This window comes from Brucella gallinifaecis, assembly GCF_006476605.1.
GTDB lineage: Bacteria > Pseudomonadota > Alphaproteobacteria > Rhizobiales > Rhizobiaceae > Brucella > Brucella gallinifaecis.
The window spans coordinates 367911-388321 of sequence record NZ_ML636801.1 but is presented as its reverse complement, the minus strand read 5'-3'; the positions used below and the strand labels follow the sequence as shown (position 1 = coordinate 388321).

Genomic DNA, 20411 nt, shown 5'->3' with positions numbered 1-20411 from the left:
GGTCTTCTCGATAAGATTATTGCCTTTCAAGCGCTTCATCACTGGAATTATACCTCATCCAGCTCTCATCAAGCTGGTTTCGGAACCATGTCGATTGCCGTTTGGCATATTGACGCGTGGCAATAACAGAAAGCTCAATGGCTCGCTCACGCGTCATATCACCGGCAAAAAACGCTGAAATCTCACGCACGCCAATCGCTTTTAACGCCGGCAACGCCGGATCGAGGTTCAGCGCCATTAATGCACGCACTTCTTCAAGCGCACCATGATCCCACATAAAATTAAAGCGCTGCGCAATCCTCTCACCCAGCCATTTTCGATCGGGTAACAACACAATCCTGGTTGCACTCGCATTATCGACCAGGGCCGTTCCTGTTGCTTGCTGCCAGTGCAGCAAAGATTTACCGGTTCCCTCAAATACTTCCAGAGCCCGCACAATGCGCTGAGTGTCAGTAGAGCGTAAGGTGACGGCGATTTCAGGATCACGTTTCAGGAGCATGGCATGAAGAGCTTCCGCACCTTCCATGCTCATTCGGTTGCGCCAATAATCACGCACCTCAACCGGCACTTCCGGCATTTGTGAAAGTCCACCCAAAAGAGCACGAAAATACAATCCCGTACCACCAACAAAGATCGGTGTGCGGCCTTTAAGATCACGGCGCAACAGTAACGCCTGCACATCATTAAACCATTTGCCGGTCGAATAAGAGACAGACGGAGAAATATGGCCATAAAGATAATGCGCAGCTTCACGCAATTCATCAGCCTGCGGACGGGCGCTCAAAAGATTGAGCACATCATAAACCTGCATGGAATCGGTATTTACGATGAAACCACCGGTCTTCTTTGCCAAATGAAGAGCAAGAGCCGACTTGCCGCTGGCTGTCGGTCCAGCTATCAAGATTGCACCCTTTGCCGCTTCACTCATCGCAGGAAATGCTCCTCATGTCTCGATCCGTTCCCCTTATTGCTACACTGATTGCCAACCCGGCCAAAGAACAGCTTGTTCCTTCACTCGGGATTAAAGCCGCGGCATCAGTGAATGCAACCGGACTTTACTGGCTGGCCGATGGCATTGCCTGTGACATAGCACTGCCATCCACAATCAGCCATGAAGAAGCCAGTCTCGCATTGCGAAATAGCCTTGATGGTTCACCAATTGATGTCGTGGTGCAGGAACAGGACAGCAGACGCAAGAAAATTCTGATTGCAGACATGGATTCCACCATGATCCAGCAGGAATGCATTGATGAACTCGCAGAAGAAGCAGGCCTGCGTGAACATGTTGCCGCCATTACTGCCCGGGCAATGAATGGCGAAATCGAATTTGAACCCGCTCTTCGTGAACGTGTTGCACTTCTCAGAGGCTTGCCCCTCACGGTTATCGACAAGGTTATCTCAACCCGCATTTCGCTGATGCCAGGTGGCGTTGAACTGGTGCGCACCATGCGCAAACACGGTGCATATACAGCACTTGTATCCGGTGGTTTCACATCCTTCACAAAACGCGTTGCAGAGATGATCGGCTTCAATGAAGACCGGGCCAACACGCTCCTGCATGATGGCACCCATCTAAGCGGCACGGTTTCAGATCCGATTCTCGGGCGTGAGGCAAAGGTCGAAAAACTGCTTGAAATCGCGGAGCGTCTTGGTCTCACACCACAAGATGCAATCGCAGTGGGCGACGGTGCCAATGATCTCGGCATGATCCAGCTTGCCGGAACTGGCGTTGCGCTTCATGCCAAGCCAGCAGTCGCAGCACAGGCCAAAATGCGCATTGACCATGGCGATCTCACTGCGCTTCTCTATATTCAAGGCTATCGCAAATCGGATTTTGTCGAATAGATTGTCTGAATCATATTCAGAACCAAATCCCTTAAGGGATTAAGAACCTATCAAAAAGGCGTCGCAATATTCTGCGGCGCCTTTTACATTTCAACACCATTCAAGCTTAATCGATACGGATTGTCACAAATCGTAACTCGCCAGAACGCGAGGCCAGCATCAGCAATGCGTTCTTTCGGCCCTCGCGGCGCAACGCATCGATCCGCTTTTTCACATCATCAGGCGTCTTGACCGTAACCTGACCGATATCAACAATCACATCACCCGTTTCAACGCGCTTTTCACCCGCAGCCGATCCGGGTATGACATGAAGAACAGCGACGCCTTCGACATCTTCAGCAATACCAAATTCACCGCGGACATCATCGTCAATTGCCGCAAGCTTCATGCCAAGAACCGTTAGCGCAACCTGCTCTTGCTGCTCGTTCTTCTGGCTATCAGGCTCTGTAATCTCGGGCGCTTCCTGCCCTTCTTCCCCCTCCTCCATGTCTGGTGGAGGAGCCTGATCTTCGATTGCTTCTTCAGTGCTCTTATCGTCCTCGATCAAACGACCGAGCTTGACCCTGACAGTCTGCTCTTTGCCGTCGCGTATAACAACGACCTCAACTTCATCACCAACAGCACTTTCAGCAATCAGCCGCGGTAGATCGCGTGCACGTTCGACCAGCTTGCCATCATAGCGGATCACAATATCCCCCGCCTGGATAGCCTTGTTATCTGCGCCTGAATTTTCAATCAGCCCCGCAATAAGGGCACCCTTGGCGTCTTTCAGACCAAAACTTTGTGCTATATCATCGGTCACAGGCTGGATACGAACGCCAAGCCAGCCGCGGCGGACTTCACCAAACTCTTTAAGCTGATCGATAACACCAACGGCCATTTCAGCCGGTATAGCAAAACCAATACCGATCGATCCACCTGACGGCGAATAAATCGCCGTATTGATACCGATCACCTTGCCGTTCATATCAAACAACGGTCCACCGGAATTACCACGATTGATGGATGCATCCGTCTGGATAAAATCATCATAAGGACCGGACTGAATATCACGCTTACGGGCAGAAATAATACCGGCAGTGACCGTACCGCCAAGACCAAACGGATTACCGATTGCCAGCACCCAGTCGCCAATCCGGGCCTTATCAGAATTGCCAAATTCGACAGATTTAAGCTGGCGCTTACCCGGATCGACTTTCAGCACGGCAAGATCCGTCTTGATATCCTTGCCAACCAGTTCCGCTTTCAGCTTGGAACCGTCGACAAAATTGACTTCGATCTCATCAGCATCGGCAATGACGTGATTATTGGTAACAATGAAACCCTTTTCGGCATCAATCACAAAACCCGAACCCAGCGACTGCACCTTGCGTGAGTCACTTTTCTTGTCACCATCTTTTTCATTGAAAAAGTCGTTAAAGAACTCCTGAAACGGAGACCCTTCCGGCACTTGCGGCATTGGCACAGCGCCATCGTCCTCGTCATCGTCCTTGACAGTCTGCGATGTTGAAATATTCACCACCGTATCAAGCAGACCTTCGGCAAGATCGGCCACAGAGCCTGGCCCTTGCCGTATAGGCGCTGTCACTTCAGCAAAAGAGGGAGAAACACCAATTGCAACTGTCCCAGTAAGACAAATCGCTCCAAGAGCAACGCTTGCTAAAAGGGTGCGGCCAAAACCCGCCTTGGATGCAATTGCCATGAAACTCCGCTCCGTTTCTTTATGCATGAGAAAGCGAAAAGATTAGATCGCTGCAAAATACGGCCTGTTTACGGCCCCGCATAGGGTGGAGAGCAGAAATATAATAAATGAACTGGCTTATCCCCTGACAAGCCAGACTATAAAGACGCCGATTGCCAATGCGCAAAGCCCGGCAATGCGTAACATGCTTTCAGGTGCCTCAGATGCATCGCGTGCAAGCTTTTTGGCGATCAAAGGAAAGCCGCCGTAGAGCAGCCCTTCAAATACGAAGAGAAGTCCTACGGCGGCCAGAAAATCGCTCATCTGCGATAATCTCTCTTACTGCGACGGAGTTGGGAGTTTCCCGCCAGCATCGCGGAAGAACTTGAAGAATTCCGAATCCGGCGAAATAACCAATGTTGTATCCGGCGTTTCAAGGGCCTTGCGGTATGCAGCCATCGAACGATAGAAAGCATAGAAGCCAGGATCCTTTGATGCAGATTCAGCAAAAATCTCACTGCGCTTCGCTTCGCCTTCACCGCGAAGGATTTCTGATTCCTTACGCGCCTCAGCGAGAGCTTCAACAACCTGACGATCAGCAATAGCGCGAATACGCTGTGCTGCTTCACGGCCTCGTGCACGCAGACGCTCGGCTTCCGCAAGGCGTTCTGCCTTCATGCGATCATAGGTCTGCTGCGAAACTTCCGCCGTCAGATCTGTACGACGAATGCGAACATCTTCAATCGTAATGCCAAGCGATGTCGCATCAGCACGAAGCTGGTTGGCAACCTCACGCATCATATCGCCACGCTCTTCGGAGAGAGCGGCTTCAAAGCCACGCTGACCATAAACGCCACGCAATGCAGCATCCAGACGGGTACGAAGACGCTGTTCTGCAAGAAGAGTGCTACCCGAAACCGTTTCGCGGAATTTACGCGGATCGGTAATGCGGTAAACAAGGAACGCATCAACGTCATAAAACTTGCCGCCCGAGACCTGAACGCGGATATCGTCAAGGTCAAAGCGCAGCAAACGATCATCAATCAACTGAACCGTATCGGCATCAAGAAAACCGAACGGCAATTTGAAATAAATGCCCGGATCGGTCTTCACATCAACGATCTGACCAAAACGCAGAACAATTGCCTGCTGGCGTTCATTGACGATGAAGATCGACGAATAAATAGCAAAAGCAACAACGGCAATAATGCCGACAATAAACGGAAGCCTGTTACTGGCCATGATTAGTTACCTCCGCTATTCGTCGTTGCATCATTTGCACCCGAACGCGGCTGCTGACGCATAAGTTCACTCAAAGGAAGATATGGAACAACATCCTTACCCGCTTCCACGATAACCTTCTTGGTGCTGCCGAGCACCTCTTCCATGGTTTCGAGGAACAGACGATTGCGCGTCACTTCCGGCGCCTTCACATATTGTTCATGGACAGAGGTAAAGCGCTGAGCCTCACCTTCCGCTTCCTGCACAACACGATTCTTATAAGCTGCGGCTTCTTCACGAAGCTGGGCTGCTTCACCGCGCGCCTGACCAAGCCTCTGGTTTGAATACTGGTTCGACTCTTCTACAAAGCGATCTTCATCCTGTTCAGCACGCTGCACTTCATCAAACGCATCGGCCACTTCACGCGGCGGTGCTGCATCCTCGATAGAAACTGCATTGATCTGGATACCGGCATTATAACGATCAAGCGTTGCCTGAATAATCTCACGAACGCTCTGGGCAATCGCGGCACGATTATCACGGAACACATCCTGCGCAGGTCTGCGACCAACGATTTCACGAATTGCACTCTCTGACACCTGTTGAACCATGTCATCAGGGCTTTCCACATTGAAAAGATAATCGCGCGGGTTGGAAACACGATAGAGAACCGAGAACTGAACATTGACGATGTTCTGATCCCCGGTCAGCATCAGGCCCTGCGTTGCATTACGCGATCCCTGACCACCGATATTGATCTGCTTTTCAACGATCTGAGCCTTCTCAACCGTCTCGACCGGCCAGAAAAGGAAATGCAAACCAGGCTCGGAAACTTCGGCCTTTGGCTTGCCAAAGACAAGTTCGACAGCAAGTTCGTCTGGCTGCACGGTATAGACGGACTGGTAAAGCCAAAGGCCAAGCACCACCGCACCAATGAGGAAGAACACACCGCGATTGCTGCCGCTCTTGCCGCCACCGCCGCCCGGAAATACTTTTTTCAGACGATCCTGCCCTTTACGAAGAATATCCTCAAGATCAGGAGGCGTATTCTGGCCGCTATTGCGTGGACCTTTTGGCCCCTGCCCCCAAGGACCGCCGCCGCCTTTGCCGCCATTATTATTATTGTCGCCGCCGCCACCCCATGGGCCACCGCCGCCGCCATTCTGATTACTCCAGGGCATCCTCACCTCTCGTCCGGGAGACGGAAAACCTGTTCAGCTTCCCGCCATCAACTAATGTTACCGTTTTATAGGCATCGCGAGGGCCGCTTTCAACGTGAAGCAGCAAATTTCCTGCGTTATAATTTACATATCCCGCCGATCATAGCGGATATAGCGCGTGGGGTGACTATCTTTCTCACCCGCAGGCACTTCTTCCAGACTGACTTGTTGCCATATTTCCGAATCGATTGCAGGGAAAAAAGTGTCACCATCAATTGTTGCCAGAATGCGCGTCAGGTGCACTTGATCAACGAGCGGCAATGCCTGCGCATAAATTTTCCCGCCACCGATAATGCAAATTTCATCCACTCCCGACTCGGTCGCAAGCTTGCGCCCCAGTTCAATCGCCGCCTCAAGCGAGTTTACAACGCTCGCACCCTCCGCTTTGAAAGCTGTGTCACGGCTCACCACAAGATTAGGTCGCCCCGGCAAAGGACGCCCAATGGATTCCCAAGTCCTGCGACCCATTATGACAGGTTTGCCAAGGGTCAATGCCTTAAACCGCTTAAGGTCTGTAGAAAGCTTCCAGGGCATATCATTGTCACGGCCAATGACATTATTTTCAGACGCAGCCACAACAATCGAAACAACAACTTTGCTCATGGTCATTTACACCGCAATCGGCGCCTTGATTGTTGGATCGGCTTCATAACCGACCAGCTCAAAATCTTCAAAACGGAAGGCAAACAAGTCTTTCACTTGTCTGTTGATATGCATTCTCGGCAAAGGTTTTGGTGTGCGGGTCAGTTGCAATCGCGCCTGCTCAAAATGATTGGAGTAAATATGTGCATCCCCAAGCGTATGCACAAAATCGCCTGGCTCAAGACCAACCACCTGCGCAATCATCATCGTCAACAGCGCATAGGATGCAATATTAAACGGAACGCCCAGGAAAATATCCGCCGAACGCTGATAGAGCTGACAAGATAGCTTGCCGTTTGAAACATAGAACTGGAACAGGCAATGACATGGCGGCAAGGCCATTTCATCGACCAGCGCCGGATTCCATGCGGATACAATCAAACGCCTTGAATGAGGATTTTCGCGCAACATCTTCAAAAGTTGAGCGATCTGATCAATGTGGCGGCCATCAGGTGCTGGCCATGAGCGCCACTGATAGCCATAAACCGGGCCAAGATCACCGTTCTCATCGGCCCATTCATCCCAGATCGAAACACCGTTCTGCTTGAGATAGGCAATATTGGTATCACCTTTGAGAAACCACAAAAGCTCATGGATGATTGAGCGCAAATGCAGCTTCTTGGTGGTCAGAACCGGAAATCCCTCAGCCAGATCATAGCGCATCTGATAGCCAAAGACCGACCGCGTACCCGTCCCTGTGCGATCACCACGATCCGCCCCATTGTCGAGCACGTGCTGGAGAAGATCAAGATAAGTGCGCATGGGGATATTCTCCGGGCCGATTCGTCTTGACCCAATATAGGAAAAACCCCAGCATATGACACCGGGGTTTCTATTCTCATCTGTGGACGAAAACTAGAGGTCGCCGAGCTTGCCAAGCTGCTTGGCAACCAGATAATAAAAGGTAACGCGGCCTTTATTGCGATCACCCTTCATGACTTCAGCAACGTGATCGACAACTTCAACCGCCTTGGCTTCATCTGCAACACCAAGCTTCTTATGAACCCAGCTGTCACGTACGCGCTTCATTTCTTCAGGATCGGTTGCCGAAACAAGAGAGGAATCGCGATTGCGCAATGCAATACCGAGATGCTTAACAATCTTCTCAACAACAGCTTCATCAGCAGCAGCGTCATAACGACGGACATCCGCGAGATAATCACTCATAAATCCACTCTCCTTCGATTGGGTATCTACCCCATTAAACCTTCGTACTGCCGGAAGATTATGTTTCCTGCCCGACATGCACCGATCCCATAATGAGGATTGACCAGCCCAGACTGGCTGTCAATGAAAAATGAAAGCAAAAAACGAAGATGCTCCCCTGTCAACAATTTGAAAATTATAATGTCCCCCTTCCAATCATGAAAAAGGACGCCTATATACGTTGCGTCAGCGCAAGCTGACTATGGCGATAAATGGACGATGTAATAAACCTATTGGACCCGGGGGCGGTACCCGGCGCCTCCACCACAACGCAAGAAGCATTAAACGCAAGTTGCGCTGTGGCGGGGGCGAAATAGGATCGACAAGGGTGTAAAGATCGCTCTTTTGCTCGGCATGATACCACCGTTATCGGGTCAATTGAGTAGTTGCAAATGACAACAAAGCTCAGGGTTACGCTCTCGCTGCTTAATTGCGGTGCGGGAAACCCAACCTAAGTCCTTCTGGTTAGCACCTTGAGGCGGGGTTCGGAGGCACCTGGCAACAGAAGCCTCCACTTCGTTTCCTTATATTGTTGCAGCTTCGGCAGCTGATCGCGTTTTGCCTGCAAACACCGTCAGACTCAGCAAAAATGCAATAACTGCACAGATTGCAATGCCACCGATCATAGGCTGGGCAGAGCCATCAAAAAATGTGCCGGTTATACCAATTGCAATGCCGCCAATAACAAAATGCAAGGTTCCAAGCAGTGCCGATGCCGTTCCGGCGATTTCACCATGATCTTCAAGTGCCAGCACAGCTGTGGTCGGTATTACCAGCCCCAGAAAACCATAACCAATAAACAGGAACCCGGCGATCAGCCAAAGGCCATCATAGCCCAGCAGAACCGTAACAAACATTGCAAGCATGACGGCTGCAAAGCCCGATACGGCCACCTGCATCACACGTCGCAATCCAAAACGTGCACCCAGCACCCCATTGAGCTGCGAAACTGTGAAAAAAGAAACTGCATTGACCGAAAACGCAATCGCATATTGGCTGGGGCTAAGACCGTAATGGTCGATCAGAATAAATGACGAATTCGCAAGATAAACAAAAAACGAAGCTATGCCGAAGCCACCAATACAGGTCAGCCCCATAAAATAGCGATCTTTGATCAACCGCCCATAACCTGCCAGTGCACTGCTGATATTGCTGTCAAGCCGGGCCTCACTGCCGCGCGTTTCTTTAAGAAATATTGCAACAAGCCCAATACCGATTATTGCAGCTATCAGCACTGCCCAGAAAACACCGCGCCAGCCGAAAAAATCGATAAGAACCGACCCGCTCAAAGGTGCAAGAATAGGCGAAATAGAGAAGACAAGCATCAGCAATGACATCAGCCTTGCTGCATCGACACCCGTATGAAGATCACGGACAATCGCTCGCGGAATGACAGAGCTTGCCGCAGCGCCCAACCCCTGAATGAAACGAAACAACACCAGAATATCGATATTGGTCGCCAGCGCCGATCCAATACTGCCAAATGCAAACAATACAAGCCCCGCATAAAGCGGAAGCTTGCGGCCTACCATATCCGAAAGCGGTCCTATAAAAAGCTGCGCAATGGCTAAAGCAATAAAGAACGCCAGAAGGCTCATCTGCACGGCACCCGTCTCGGCATGAAGATCGGTTGCAATCGTTGGCAAAGCAGGCAGATACATATCAATGGCAAACGGGCCGATTGCCGAAAGAAGACCAAGAATAATCGCGTTGCGCACGAGACTTGAGCTCATTGGGGGCATACTTTCATCAATGTTTCGTGAGTCGCCTGTTACAACTTTGACACCGGCGCATTGCTTGGGAAGACGGGCAAACCGGGATGAAAAATTGCAGATTGGCAACTATCCACATGTTTATGCTGCATAATTTAAAGATCAATACGACTTCACCAGCCCCCAACCGGGTATCGCAATCTCTCAAAAACGTGCAGCCATCCCCATAATGGACGAATTACAATAACTGTTTTGACACGAGTGTAAAATTAGACAGTATTGTCCAAACCGTCAAGTCGCCTTATGTTGTAAATATGAAACCTACTGACATGCTCGATAGTGCCGTTATGGCAGACAGGCATTCCCCTCTTTACGAAGGGGAAACATCTTCGTCCGCCCAATCGGGGTTAAAGCCAGGTCCGGGGTTGAAGCAAGGTCCGGGATTAAAGCCAGGTCAATGCATGAAGCGAGACTTCATTCTTTGTGCTGCCGCACGTGTTTTTTACCGGGATGGCTTTCAGGGCGCCAGCATTGATCTGATTGCCACAGAGTCAGGCGTATCGCGTCAGACAATCTATAACCACTACAGAGACAAGGAAGCGCTGCTTGCAGCAGTTGTTGATGATGCGTTCGACAGGATGTCATCCAGCCTTTTCGCTGTTCTTGCTACCTTTCCCCAATCCGGCGAAAACCTTGAAGAGAATTTGATCGCTTTCTCGATCAGGATGAGCCGCAATTGCGTGCATGATTCATCGACCATATTCTTGCGCAAGCTATTTCAGTCCGGTGAAGACGCCCTGCCACTGCGTGCTAATATATGTGGCAATAAAGGGCCGGCTCAGGCCGTGCCTGCAATCGCCGCACATCTGGCACGTCTGGCATTGGCCGGAAATCTGGCCATTGAGGACCCCGATCTTGCCGCACGCCATTATCTGGCACTCATCAATGCCGATATTCACTATCATCAGCTGACCGGCCAGCCGATTAACGACTCTGTTATTGAAAAAAGTGCAATCAACGGAGTGCGGACCTTTTTAATGGCCTTTGGCACGCGTGCATAATTATTGTCACTTCTGACCGGATGTGCTTTTTTCCTGATATATTTTAGATTCATAAGAGAACAAACTTGACATCAACCTGCGAATCCGTGGGATAAGCAATTTATGGTTCAGGATCTCATCCGTTACGATATTCTCGCACAGGAAGCCCTCCGTGGCGTCATTCGCAAGGTTCTTGCGGAAGTGGCAGCGACTGGCTTGCCTGGCAATCATCACTTCTTCATCACGTTCCTCACCGGAGCGCCCGGTGTGCGCATCTCGTCTCGTCTCAAGGAAAAATATCCTGAGCAGATGACAGTGGTGTTGCAGCATCAATACTGGGACATGGTCGTCACTGATCAGCTGTTTGAAATTGGTTTATCTTTTGGTGACATTCCAGAGAAACTGACAATCCCGTTCTCTGCCATTCGCGGTTTTTACGACCCGTCTGTAAACTTTGAACTTGAATTTGATGTATCCGTTCTGCAGCCAACAAGTGATAATGATGAAGGTGACAACGTCTCTTCTATTGAACTGATTGCGCCAGACGATGCATCTGAAAAAGCCAAGCCCAAATCCAGATCGCGCAAGAAAGCTGCTGATAAGGATGAGGGACAGGCAAAAGCCGAATCGTCCTCTGAAGACAAGGAAACCGAAGCCAAACCATCAGCAGATGTCGTTTCGCTCGATTCTTTCCGTAAAAAATAAACAATGGTTTCATTCAATGCAAAAACACCGGCAGAACATTCTGCCGGTGTTTTTTTACATCAGTCACCTATTCTTGACTTCAATCAAAGCATATAAACAATTGCTCCATAATAATGAGCATAATGAGAACCCATCAGGACAGGCTTCAACATGCTGCGTATTATTGCTCAGATCGTTTTATGGTTCAGTGGCATTATAGCCGGTTTTTTCGTTGCAAAAGACACACCAAATTTCCCACTCTGGCAGATGACTTTCGGGCTGCTTCTGCTCGTGCTAATTTCACTGCTTATCTGGTGGCTGACCAATCCAAAATCGCCAGACAAATAAATCGGCACCCGATCAAAGCAATGGCAGATATCCATGAGTGAAATTATCAATCTGCGCCAGTTCAAAAAGAACAAGGCACGCGCCTCCCGGGAAGAGCAAGCGAGCCAAAATCGTATATTGTTTGGCCAGACAAAGGCTGAAAAAAGCTTTGCAAAAGAAAAAGCACGTAAGACCAATAGCTTCTTGGAAAACAACAGGCTTGAACCTGTCAGCAAGCAGGACGCAGAAGATTGAGCGGCCTGTCTCGCCTCAAGAAGCGCTCTGTCAACATTCGCGGCCACGCAACAAGCTATACGCTTGAAGACCCGTTCTTTGAACAACTTGAAGAAATTGCAAAAACGCGGCAAATCTCTGTGGCATATCTTGTGACCGAGATAGACGAACAGCGTGATCGCAGCGTCAACCTCTCCTCTGCCCTGAGGCTCCACATCCTTGACTGGCTGAAATCAAGGATTCCGCCTCAAGGCTGAATATTTGGTGCAGCCCCCGGTGCCTGCTCAAGCTCTTTCAGGAATTCACCGAGCGACTGCCCACCCTGCCCATTAAGTTGCGAGGGCAGATTGGGTTCTTTGGCAGGTTTTTGCATTTCCTGTACATTTTTGGCTGCCTGCTCACGCGCCTCTTTTTCAATCCTCAAGCGCTCACGCTCTTTGGCATTCAGCTCCAGCAGGTCAAGTTGACGTCTAAGGCGCTGCTTCTCCATAATACTGGCCTGCATCGCCTCAACCCGTTCCTGTTCACGCTCCAATGCACGCTGCGTCAAGAACTGTACCAGCGGCTGACGATCAAATTGAACCTTGGGTTCATCATAGGTGCCGCCGATTGCATAATGAAGGCTTGCTGTATTTGCAGGCTGTGAAATGTCCGGTTTCGTATAAGAAAAACTGCCCTCTCCACTAAAGCCCAATGTGGAAAGATTAAGCTGCACATCGCCATTCAATGTAGCATCAGCTGAGCCAAGCTTTATAGGGGCAAACCGCACAACGCCACCCGCAATAGTAAAATCAAAGCGTGGGTTTCCCGCAGCAAACCGTCCATGACCAATTGCCTTGTCAGCCAGCAGGCCAAAAGCCTTGGCATCCAGTTGTGTGGTAGATGCCGGCTGATCCGCCATCTGATCAGCAGCGCTCAACATTGACTGAAAAGCCGTCTGATCAAGCCCGTTAATGGCAAAATTCTCGACATCCATGCTCCCTGAGCCTGCAAGGGATGCCACCAGTTCTGAAACATTCGAGCCGCTGCCATTGAGCGTCAAATTAGCCTTCAGCGTCCCATCCAGTGGAGCGTCACCATCAGGCAAATGATAAAAATCCTCAAGCCGCGCACCACTCCATTTGAGATCAGAAGAAAGCAGAGCCGTTTTATCATTGTTACGCAGGGAAACATTGCCAACCAGATAACCACCGGCCCATTGCCCGGTCAGCTCATTAAGCGCCAGCCCATCCATAGTCTTCTGAATGCGGGCCGTGAAATCGCTCATCGATCCAAAGCCATTCATATCAGCTTGCGCCGCAGAAAGCTTTATATCCATCAGCAAGGGCAAAGACGGGCGTGTTGCAAAAGGACTGTCAGGCCAGATTGATACCTTGCGCGGTGAAGACGGCTCAAGCGCATCCTGGCCAAGTATGATTGCTGCAAGGCTTCCCAGTTCAATGGAAGAAAGTTTTGCATCACCCTTGATCTGTGGCAGGCCACTATCGGAAAAATTTGCCTCGATCCGCGCCGATATATCATCGCCACCGAGTTTGCCATTGAGATTGGGAAAACGAAGCAAGCCTTTGGCAAACTGGAAATCACTGGACAAATCAGCAGACAAGCCCGCACCAAATCCGGGAAGCACGTAGCCCGCAGTTGCGATAAAGGGTTGCAGATCGGCAGACTTCATCTGAGCCTTGCCACTTGCTGCAATATCCCCACCGACCATCGACAAAATACCATCTGCAACAGCGGTTCCATCAGGCGCAGTCAATCTGAGTTGCGTGCGCATACCGGCACTTGGCGCACCCTGCATTGTCAAATCGGCAGTCAACTCGCCAGCAAGCCCCAGCGGTAATGCCGGAACACCCAATAAAGCAAGCACGCTCTCGCCGTCCATGGATGTTGCTGTGCCGTTAAGCTGCATTTGCATCGGATCATTTTCTGCACTGCCGCCGCTGGTGGTGCCAGACAGATCAAACTTCATCCCACCTGCTTTGCCTGTCACGCTAAATGATGCTTCACCCCCCTTGGCAGGTATTTTAGCAGGCACCTCTATCGCGCGTGCTCCTTTGGCATTTCCACTGACAGGTGCTGGTTCTATATCAGGATCAGAGGGCGCAATGGCATTGGCAATAATATTGATCTGCGTATCCTCAAACAGACCCGGATAATTATCAGCCCGTTCCGAAAGAGAACGAAAAAACGGAATCTGCGGATGACGATGCGCAACCAGCGACAGAAAATGTGACAGATCAGCCGAAAGCAAAGTCGCATCAAGCCTGCCAGAAGGCGTCCTGACAAAAGGCTCATAACGACCCGTTGCAGTGAGTGTTGTACCCGCAACATCATTGATCATCAGCCGGTCAAAATCAAAATTCCCATTATGAATACGGACTGCAAGATCAACATTTGCAGCTTCCATATCCTCATACTGAACCGGCCCAGCTTTAAATACGACATCAAGCGCCTGCCCGTCGAGTGATGTCACGCCGTGCCCGCCAGAGAAAAACCCGATAAATGCCCGTAATGCAGTGCTATCAACTGCACCACCATGCAATTGCAATGTAATCGCCGGCTCGGCAGAACCTGCCACTTGCCGGAGAAAAGTTCCTTTCAGCGTTGTCTTGCCCATCCCCACTTCAAGGCTGTCAATGCTCTGCATGGTTTCACGCAAATCTACCTTGCCCGAGAAACCGACACTGTCGAGTTGGCGGATAGATTCATCGACCATCTCATTCAGCCACGCAGCAAGACCCGAAGGCTGACGCGAAGCAACCAGCATATCGCCCTCAAAGCCAAAATCGCGCCCAACAGACAGCCTGCCCTTGGCCTCTACCTTCGTTCGCCCCGGCAAATCCGCTTCAAACTGTTTGATATTCCAACCACTGCCATCAGGTTCTGCGCTGATTGTAACGGAGCGAATTGTGGTCCCGCCAGCAATAACTGCCGGTAAACGCAGATCAACGCTGCCGGGCATTCCCGGTATGGGCAATTGCTCAAGCATACGCCGCACAGTTGCCAGCCTGTCACCTTCAGCAATGGGAGCCGGCTGCTGATCCTGTGCCCCCTCAACTGGCCCCCAGAATATCTGCTGACCATCGGCACTGATTTCAAAATGCGGTTTATCACCATAATCAATCAGTGCCTTACCATTCACCACATATGGCTGATCAGCCGGACCTTGCTCCATGCGAAACTCACTCGCATCAAAACGATTCCTGTTAGCGGTAAACTTGCCGCTGAGCCGAAGGTCACTGAAAAATGGCTTCTGCGTGGGTGCCTTCTGATTCCTGGAAGCGGCTCCCATCATATCAGCCGAGCGCAGTGAGAAATGACCGGCATAATTCAGACGACCATCATCAAGCGTAATGTCACCATCAGTCTCGAATGATGCAGGCACGGCTTCAGGTGCAATACGTGCACGCAGCCGCAATGAACCGTCAGGCCGAGCCTCTCCACTGTTCAAATCAAGCGCCAGCTTTTGCCCATCAATTTCAACTGTACCATTCGCCTGCCAAGGCCCGGCAAGGCTATTTGCTGACATGATAGCATTGATTTGAGTTGCTTCATATGAACGACCGCTGACCCGATCAACCAGCGTCGCCCTTCCATCGCTAATCGAAAGCCTTTCAACTTTTATCTGTGCCGGATCAAGGGGTGTGGAAGGACGGATCGCCCAATCAACCTTGCCATCCTTATCGAGTGAGATAACCACATTCGGGCGCTCGACACGCATATCGAAAATCAGCAACTGGCCGCGCAGAAACGGCATCAGTTCCGCATCCATGGAAAACGTATCGACGCTCATCACCGGATGCTCAACATCAGCACCTACACGCACATCAGAAAATGCCACCGAAGGAAACGGCAGCAGCCGCGCACTGACATCACCAGCCACATGAACCGGACGGCCAAGTACCTGACTTGCCTCACGCTCAAACTCGGCGCGATAGCCGCTCCAGTCGACAAATGGCGGCACCACCAGCGCCGCCGTTAAAAGCAGCACCAGAAATCCACCGACGATGACGAATATGCGGCCCAAACAAAACTCCGATATATGCAACATGACACAATCGCTGAATCACGCGATTTTTATCGATGCAACATAGCGGGATCGATCCGGCGATAACAAGGCAAATTACCCGTGTCGCGACTGATTCAGCCGCGACATTGAATCCCCTTCTTAAAAAGACGATTCAACAGGCTGATATGAATCACGAAATAAGGCATCGGCCAAGGCCAGCGCGACAGGATCTTGCTCCAGATGTTCGGCAATGGCCCGCACAACGAGATTATGATCGTCGCACTGCGGAAGACCTGACACAATCGCTGCCCCGATCACCCCCACTTTTCTCACATTGATAGGAAAGCCACCGCCTGCCAGAGCATAATCAGCCACATCCAGCGCCTTGTGCGCGGCAAATATCTTGTCTTCGCGGTCTTGTTCCAGAACAAGCCGATAGCTTGAAACATGAAATCTGCGCACGACATTGAATTTGTGGCGCAGCCATTCGCTATTGTCTGATGTCGTTCCCGCTGTTGCTGCAAAAAACAGACGGCGATCCCAAAGCGAAATATCGATAGCGACTGAAAGCTGCTGCTTCACAGCCAGCTCACGTATATTGTAACCGAGTGAAAATGCATCATCTTCATCAAATGATCTGAAAATCAGCGCTTGTTCCTGCCTGATGATCTGCTTGATATCGTCGCTTTGCGCCATGATCCATCTTCTCCCCAAACAATGATTATAGTCTTTTGCGCCCACAATCACATGATTGCAACCACTCAACAGTACCATCAAACTTGATTGATCGAGCACAAGCGGCTAGTGGAACTTCATGGCTCAGAATCCGAATATTGATGTACCCGCACAAGGCGACCGCATACCGGAATTTGTGGAAACCGCTGTGTTCAAACGCGATGTGTTTTCCGAAACCCGCGCAGGCTATTTTGCTGGCGATCCCGAGACCCGCATTATCCGTCGTGTTGTCAGTGCTGCCCCTTGGTGGTCACGGCCTTTGGCATGGATTCTGGCGCGGCGTGAAATTCGCGGCTTGAAAACCGTGCGCGGCATCGAAGGCGTTCCACAGCTTCTCTATACTGACAAAGACGGTCTTTATCGTTCATGGACGGAAGGCACGCCACTGCATCTTGCGCGACCCGCGCAACTGAAATGGTATCGCACAGCCCATCGTATCCTGCGTGATATGCGCCGCATGGGTGTTACCCACAACGATCTGGCCAAGCCGCAAAACTGGCTGATGACACCGGAAGGCGAAGCCGCCGTCATCGATTTTCAGCTCGCAAGCGTGCATCGCCGGCGCGGTGCGTTTTATCGTCTGCTGTCCTATGAAGATTTTCGACACCTCATCAAGCAGAAACGTGCCTTTGCACCGGATCTGATGACGCCAACTGAAAAGCGCATTCTGGCGCGTCGTTCGCTGCCATCGCGTATCTGGCTCGCCACGGGCAAAAAAGTATATAACTTTATCACTCGCGGGATTTTCAGCTGGTCGGATGGTGAAGGCACCGGCGATCGTATCGACAATGAAGGCCCGGCCATCATCGCTGCCCTCAAGTCAGATCCACGTGTGAAAGACGTTGCTCTCGCGCTTTATTCGTTGCCTGCCAAGGGCGTGGGTCTTTATGCCTTTGTTGAAACCTCTGACGCAGACGAAAAAAGCCTGCGAGCACGTCTTAAAGGCACCAGGCTCGAACTCATCCAGCCGGTTGCACATCTTCCGCGCCGCGATGACGGCACGATCCGCGATGATATTCTTCGTCTGATCGCCATGAACCAGATGACAGAACTTGATGAGCTGCTGCAACGTGAGCCGGAAATGCGTGGCCTTGTTGAAGCCCTTGCTTCACATCGCCTCAATTTTACGGACCGTCGCGTCACCCAGCTTGAGTAATTTACTGGTCTTTCCCCCAAGAATCACTACATTCGGTGCAATGTCCGATTTCCCTGATGAAATGCCGTTTTTCGGCGATGAAACACCTGCCGACCGCCCCTCTGCGGCTGGCGGAATTGCTGCGCGTGCCATGGCTGCCCGCAATCAGCAGCGCGTCGAACCTGATTATCTCAAAGGGCTGAACCCTGAGCAACGTCAGGCTGTTCTGACCACCGAAGGTCCGGTTCTGGTTCTTGCCGGTGCAGGCACAGGTAAAACCCGCGTGCTCACCACCCGCATCGCGCATATTCTGACCACTGGCCTTGCCTATCCAAGCCAGATTCTCGCTGTCACCTTTACCAACAAAGCTGCACGCGAAATGAAAGAGCGCATCGGCCATCTGGTTGGTGGTGCTGTGGAAGGCATGCCTTGGCTTGGGACATTTCACTCCATCGGCGTAAAACTGCTGCGCCGCCACGCGGAACTGGTGCATCTCACTTCAGATTTCACCATTCTCGATACAGATGACGTAATCCGCCTCATCAAGCAACTAATTCAGGCCGAAGGTCTGGACGATAAACGCTGGCCTGCACGCACATTCGCCAATATGATTGACGGCTGGAAGAACAAGGGTTTTAGCCCGTCAGACATCCCGGAAGGTGATGCGCGTTCATTTGGCAATGGCAAGGGGCGAGAACTATATCAGGCCTATCAGGAACGCCTGCGCACATTGAACGCCTGCGACTTTGGCGATCTTCTGCTGCACCCGATCCGCATCTTCCGCAATCACCCGGACATTCTTCGCGAATATCACGCGAAGTTCCGTTACATTCTGGTGGACGAGTATCAGGATACCAACACGGCGCAATATATGTGGCTTCGTCTTCTGGCTCAAAGGCCAAAATCGCGAACTACAGCCCCTGCAACAACCCCTGTAACATCACCTGCAACAACCCCTGCCCCCCTCCCTGCAACACAAGCCGGACACGCACCCATACAGCCCGATAGGGCGTCCGAGCCGATGCGAGGCCCCCGCGGAGCCGATGAGCATAGCGAATTCGGCGTGAGCGAAAACAAAGTCAACCTATGTTGTGTAGGTGATGATGATCAGTCGATCTATGGCTGGCGCGGCGCGGAAGTGGATAATATTCTGCGCTTTGACAAGGATTTTCCGGGCGCAGTTGTGATCAAGCTTGAGCGCAATTATCGCTCTACCGCGCATATTCTGGGAACTGCCGCGCATCTGATTGCGCATAATGAGGGTCGGCTTGGCAAAACCCTGTTCACCGAAGCCCCCAATCCCGACGATCCAAAAGTACAAATCCATGCTGCATGGGATTCAGAAGAAGAAGCCCGTGCGGTCGGAGAAGCAATCGAACAGGCGCAGCGTCACGGACATCTGCTCAACAATATGGCGATCCTTGTACGCGCATCCTTTCAGATGCGTGAGTTCGAAGATCGTTTTGTAACACTGGGCCTGAATTACCGGGTTATCGGTGGACCACGTTTTTATGAACGCCTCGAAATCCGCGATGCCATGGCCTATCTGCGTGTTGTTGCCCAACCGGCAGATGATCTGGCGCTGGAGCGCATTATCAACACGCCAAAACGCGGGCTTGGTGAAGCAGCAATCCGCTTGATCCATGACTATGCACGCTCACGTGACATTTCCATGTTTGCAGCAGCCTGCGATCTGGTTGAAACGCAGGAGCTGAAGCCCAAGCCACGTTCAGCGCTGCGTGAAGTGGTGGATAATTTCCGCCGCTGGCAATCACTGATCGACAACACGCCCCATACAGAGCTTGCCGAAACAATTCTTGATGAATCCGGCTATACCAATATGTGGCAGAATGACAAATCGGCAGAAGCACCCGGACGGCTTGAAAACCTCAAGGAATTCATCCGCTCGATGGAAGACTATGAAAGTCTGCGCGGATTTCTGGAACATGTCGCCCTTGTCATGGATGCCGAAAAAAATGAAGATATGGACGCCGTCAATATCATGACGCTGCATTCGGCCAAGGGACTTGAATTTGAAACCGTCTTCCTTCCCGGCTGGGAAGAAGGACTTTTCCCGCATCAGCGTGCACTTGATGAAGGCGGTCGCTCCGGTCTCGAAGAAGAACGCCGCCTCGCCTATGTGGGCGTCACACGAGCGAAAAAGAACCTGCATATCTGGTTTGTTTCCAACCGCCGCATTCATGGCATGTGGCAGTCGACCATTCCGTCACGCTTTTTAGAAGAGCTGCCCGAACCCCATGTCGAAGTGGCGGAAATGGAAGGCAATTACGGCGGCTATGGCAATAGTGGTTATGGACAGTCACGTTTTGATAAAGCTGACCCGTTTCAGAACTCTTATTCGACTCCCGGCTGGCAGCGTGCGCAGCAAAATCGTTCGGAGGCCACCCGCAACAACTGGGGCTCTCGCTCAGGTGCCAATGTTGAGCGTATAGGCTATGGCGAAACGGATTCCGGCTTCGGAGCCGGTCGTGGTTCTGTCAAAGGCCGCATGATTGACGGCGAACTGGTCTCAAAATCAGTGGCCGACAAACCATCAGCCTATTTCGTCGGCGACCGCGTATTCCATATCAAGTTCGGCAATGGAACAATCGCAACAATCGATGGCAACAAGCTCACCATTGATTTTGACAAAGCCGGTCAAAAGCGTGTTCTCGACAGCTTTGTCCAGCGTGCTTAGATCAACGTAACCGTGCAAGCCG

Annotated in this window: 19 protein-coding genes and 1 other RNA gene; 9 read left to right on the top strand and 11 right to left on the bottom strand. The window is 51.2% G+C overall.

The features are described from left to right. Positions 1-16 precede the first annotated feature (16 nt). Positions 17-928 carry a tRNA (adenosine(37)-N6)-dimethylallyltransferase MiaA gene (miaA, locus tag FHY56_RS04000; protein WP_140903876.1) on the bottom strand — a complete coding sequence of 304 codons (912 nt, stop codon included), beginning with the start codon at positions 926-928 and terminating at the stop codon, positions 17-19. Positions 929-945: 17 nt separating this feature from the next. On the opposite strand from miaA, the gene serB reads away from it, so the two are divergent. Beyond that, on the top strand, positions 946-1845 hold the full coding sequence (gene serB / locus FHY56_RS03995; RefSeq protein WP_140903875.1) for a phosphoserine phosphatase SerB: 900 nt from the start codon (positions 946-948) through the stop codon (positions 1843-1845). A 106-nt stretch (positions 1846-1951) separates the two neighbouring features. Here the strand turns inward: serB and FHY56_RS03990 are convergent, their stop codons facing one another. The 7 genes from FHY56_RS03990 to FHY56_RS03960 form a co-directional block, all read right to left on the bottom strand. Beyond that, positions 1952-3547 carry a Do family serine endopeptidase gene (locus FHY56_RS03990; RefSeq protein ID WP_140903874.1) on the bottom strand — a complete coding sequence of 532 codons (1596 nt, stop codon included), beginning with the start codon at positions 3545-3547 and terminating at the stop codon, positions 1952-1954. A gap of 117 nt (positions 3548-3664) precedes the next feature. Next, the gene (locus FHY56_RS03985) at positions 3665-3850 is read right to left on the bottom strand and encodes a DUF2065 domain-containing protein (RefSeq protein WP_140903873.1); all 186 of its coding nucleotides are present in this window, start codon (positions 3848-3850) and stop codon (positions 3665-3667) included. A 15-nt stretch (positions 3851-3865) separates the two neighbouring features. After that, positions 3866-4768, bottom strand: coding sequence for a protease modulator HflC (gene hflC, locus FHY56_RS03980; RefSeq protein ID WP_140903872.1), 903 nt, complete (start codon positions 4766-4768; stop codon positions 3866-3868). A gap of 2 nt (positions 4769-4770) precedes the next feature. Then, the gene (gene hflK, locus FHY56_RS03975; protein WP_140903871.1) at positions 4771-5928 is read right to left on the bottom strand and encodes an FtsH protease activity modulator HflK; all 1158 of its coding nucleotides are present in this window, start codon (positions 5926-5928) and stop codon (positions 4771-4773) included. Between the two features lie 123 nt (positions 5929-6051). Then, positions 6052-6570 (bottom strand): dihydrofolate reductase, encoded by a 519-nt coding sequence (locus FHY56_RS03970; RefSeq protein ID WP_140903870.1) that lies wholly within the window; start codon positions 6568-6570, stop codon positions 6052-6054. Positions 6571-6576: 6 nt separating this feature from the next. Beyond that, positions 6577-7371, bottom strand: a complete 795-nt coding sequence (locus FHY56_RS03965; RefSeq protein WP_140903869.1) for a thymidylate synthase — start codon at positions 7369-7371, stop codon at positions 6577-6579. A 93-nt stretch (positions 7372-7464) separates the two neighbouring features. Then, entirely contained in the window at positions 7465-7776 is a 312-nt protein-coding gene (locus FHY56_RS03960) for a DUF2853 family protein (protein ID WP_140903868.1), read from the bottom strand. A 185-nt stretch (positions 7777-7961) separates the two neighbouring features. On the opposite strand from FHY56_RS03960, the gene ssrA reads away from it, so the two are divergent. Beyond that, positions 7962-8331: a transfer-messenger RNA gene (gene ssrA / locus FHY56_RS03955) on the top strand. An 8-nt stretch (positions 8332-8339) separates the two neighbouring features. On the opposite strand, the gene FHY56_RS03950 is transcribed toward ssrA, so the two are convergent. Beyond that, positions 8340-9548, bottom strand: a complete 1209-nt coding sequence (locus FHY56_RS03950; protein ID WP_140903867.1) for a multidrug effflux MFS transporter — start codon at positions 9546-9548, stop codon at positions 8340-8342. Positions 9549-9841: 293 nt separating this feature from the next. Here FHY56_RS03950 and FHY56_RS03945 point away from each other — a divergent pair, with 293 nt between their 5' ends. The 5 genes from FHY56_RS03945 (at position 9842) to FHY56_RS03930 (ending at position 12069) form a co-directional block, all read left to right on the top strand. Next, positions 9842-10588 (top strand): TetR/AcrR family transcriptional regulator, encoded by a 747-nt coding sequence (locus FHY56_RS03945; RefSeq protein WP_140903866.1) that lies wholly within the window; start codon positions 9842-9844, stop codon positions 10586-10588. A gap of 102 nt (positions 10589-10690) precedes the next feature. Next, complete coding sequence (locus FHY56_RS03940) at positions 10691-11272, top strand: SspB family protein (RefSeq protein ID WP_140903865.1); 582 nt, start codon at positions 10691-10693, stop codon at positions 11270-11272. A gap of 150 nt (positions 11273-11422) precedes the next feature. Further along, positions 11423-11599: a hypothetical protein gene (locus FHY56_RS17870; protein WP_168927578.1), complete on the top strand. Its 177-nt coding sequence runs from the start codon at positions 11423-11425 to the stop codon at positions 11597-11599. A 33-nt stretch (positions 11600-11632) separates the two neighbouring features. Next, entirely contained in the window at positions 11633-11833 is a 201-nt protein-coding gene (locus FHY56_RS03935) for a DUF4169 family protein (RefSeq protein ID WP_140903864.1), read from the top strand. Beyond that, positions 11830-12069, top strand: a complete 240-nt coding sequence (locus FHY56_RS03930) for a ribbon-helix-helix domain-containing protein (protein WP_140903863.1) — start codon at positions 11830-11832, stop codon at positions 12067-12069. The genes FHY56_RS03935 and FHY56_RS03930 overlap by 4 nt, the downstream gene beginning before the upstream one ends. On the opposite strand, the gene FHY56_RS03925 is transcribed toward FHY56_RS03930, so the two are convergent. Both FHY56_RS03925 and FHY56_RS03920 read right to left on the bottom strand, forming a co-directional pair. Beyond that, the gene (locus FHY56_RS03925) at positions 12060-15839 is read right to left on the bottom strand and encodes an AsmA family protein (protein ID WP_140903862.1); all 3780 of its coding nucleotides are present in this window, start codon (positions 15837-15839) and stop codon (positions 12060-12062) included. The two genes, FHY56_RS03930 and FHY56_RS03925, sit on opposite strands and share 10 nt — an antisense overlap. Before the next feature lie 141 nt (positions 15840-15980). Further along, on the bottom strand, positions 15981-16517 hold the full coding sequence (locus FHY56_RS03920) for a heme-degrading domain-containing protein (protein ID WP_140903861.1): 537 nt from the start codon (positions 16515-16517) through the stop codon (positions 15981-15983). Positions 16518-16635: 118 nt separating this feature from the next. Between FHY56_RS03920 and FHY56_RS03915 the strand changes: the two genes are divergently transcribed. Both FHY56_RS03915 and FHY56_RS03910 read left to right on the top strand, forming a co-directional pair. Then, positions 16636-17712, top strand: a complete 1077-nt coding sequence (locus tag FHY56_RS03915) for a serine/threonine protein kinase (protein WP_140903860.1) — start codon at positions 16636-16638, stop codon at positions 17710-17712. Positions 17713-17752: 40 nt separating this feature from the next. Further along, positions 17753-20389 (top strand): ATP-dependent helicase, encoded by a 2637-nt coding sequence (locus FHY56_RS03910; RefSeq protein WP_140903859.1) that lies wholly within the window; start codon positions 17753-17755, stop codon positions 20387-20389. Positions 20390-20411 lie beyond the last annotated feature (22 nt).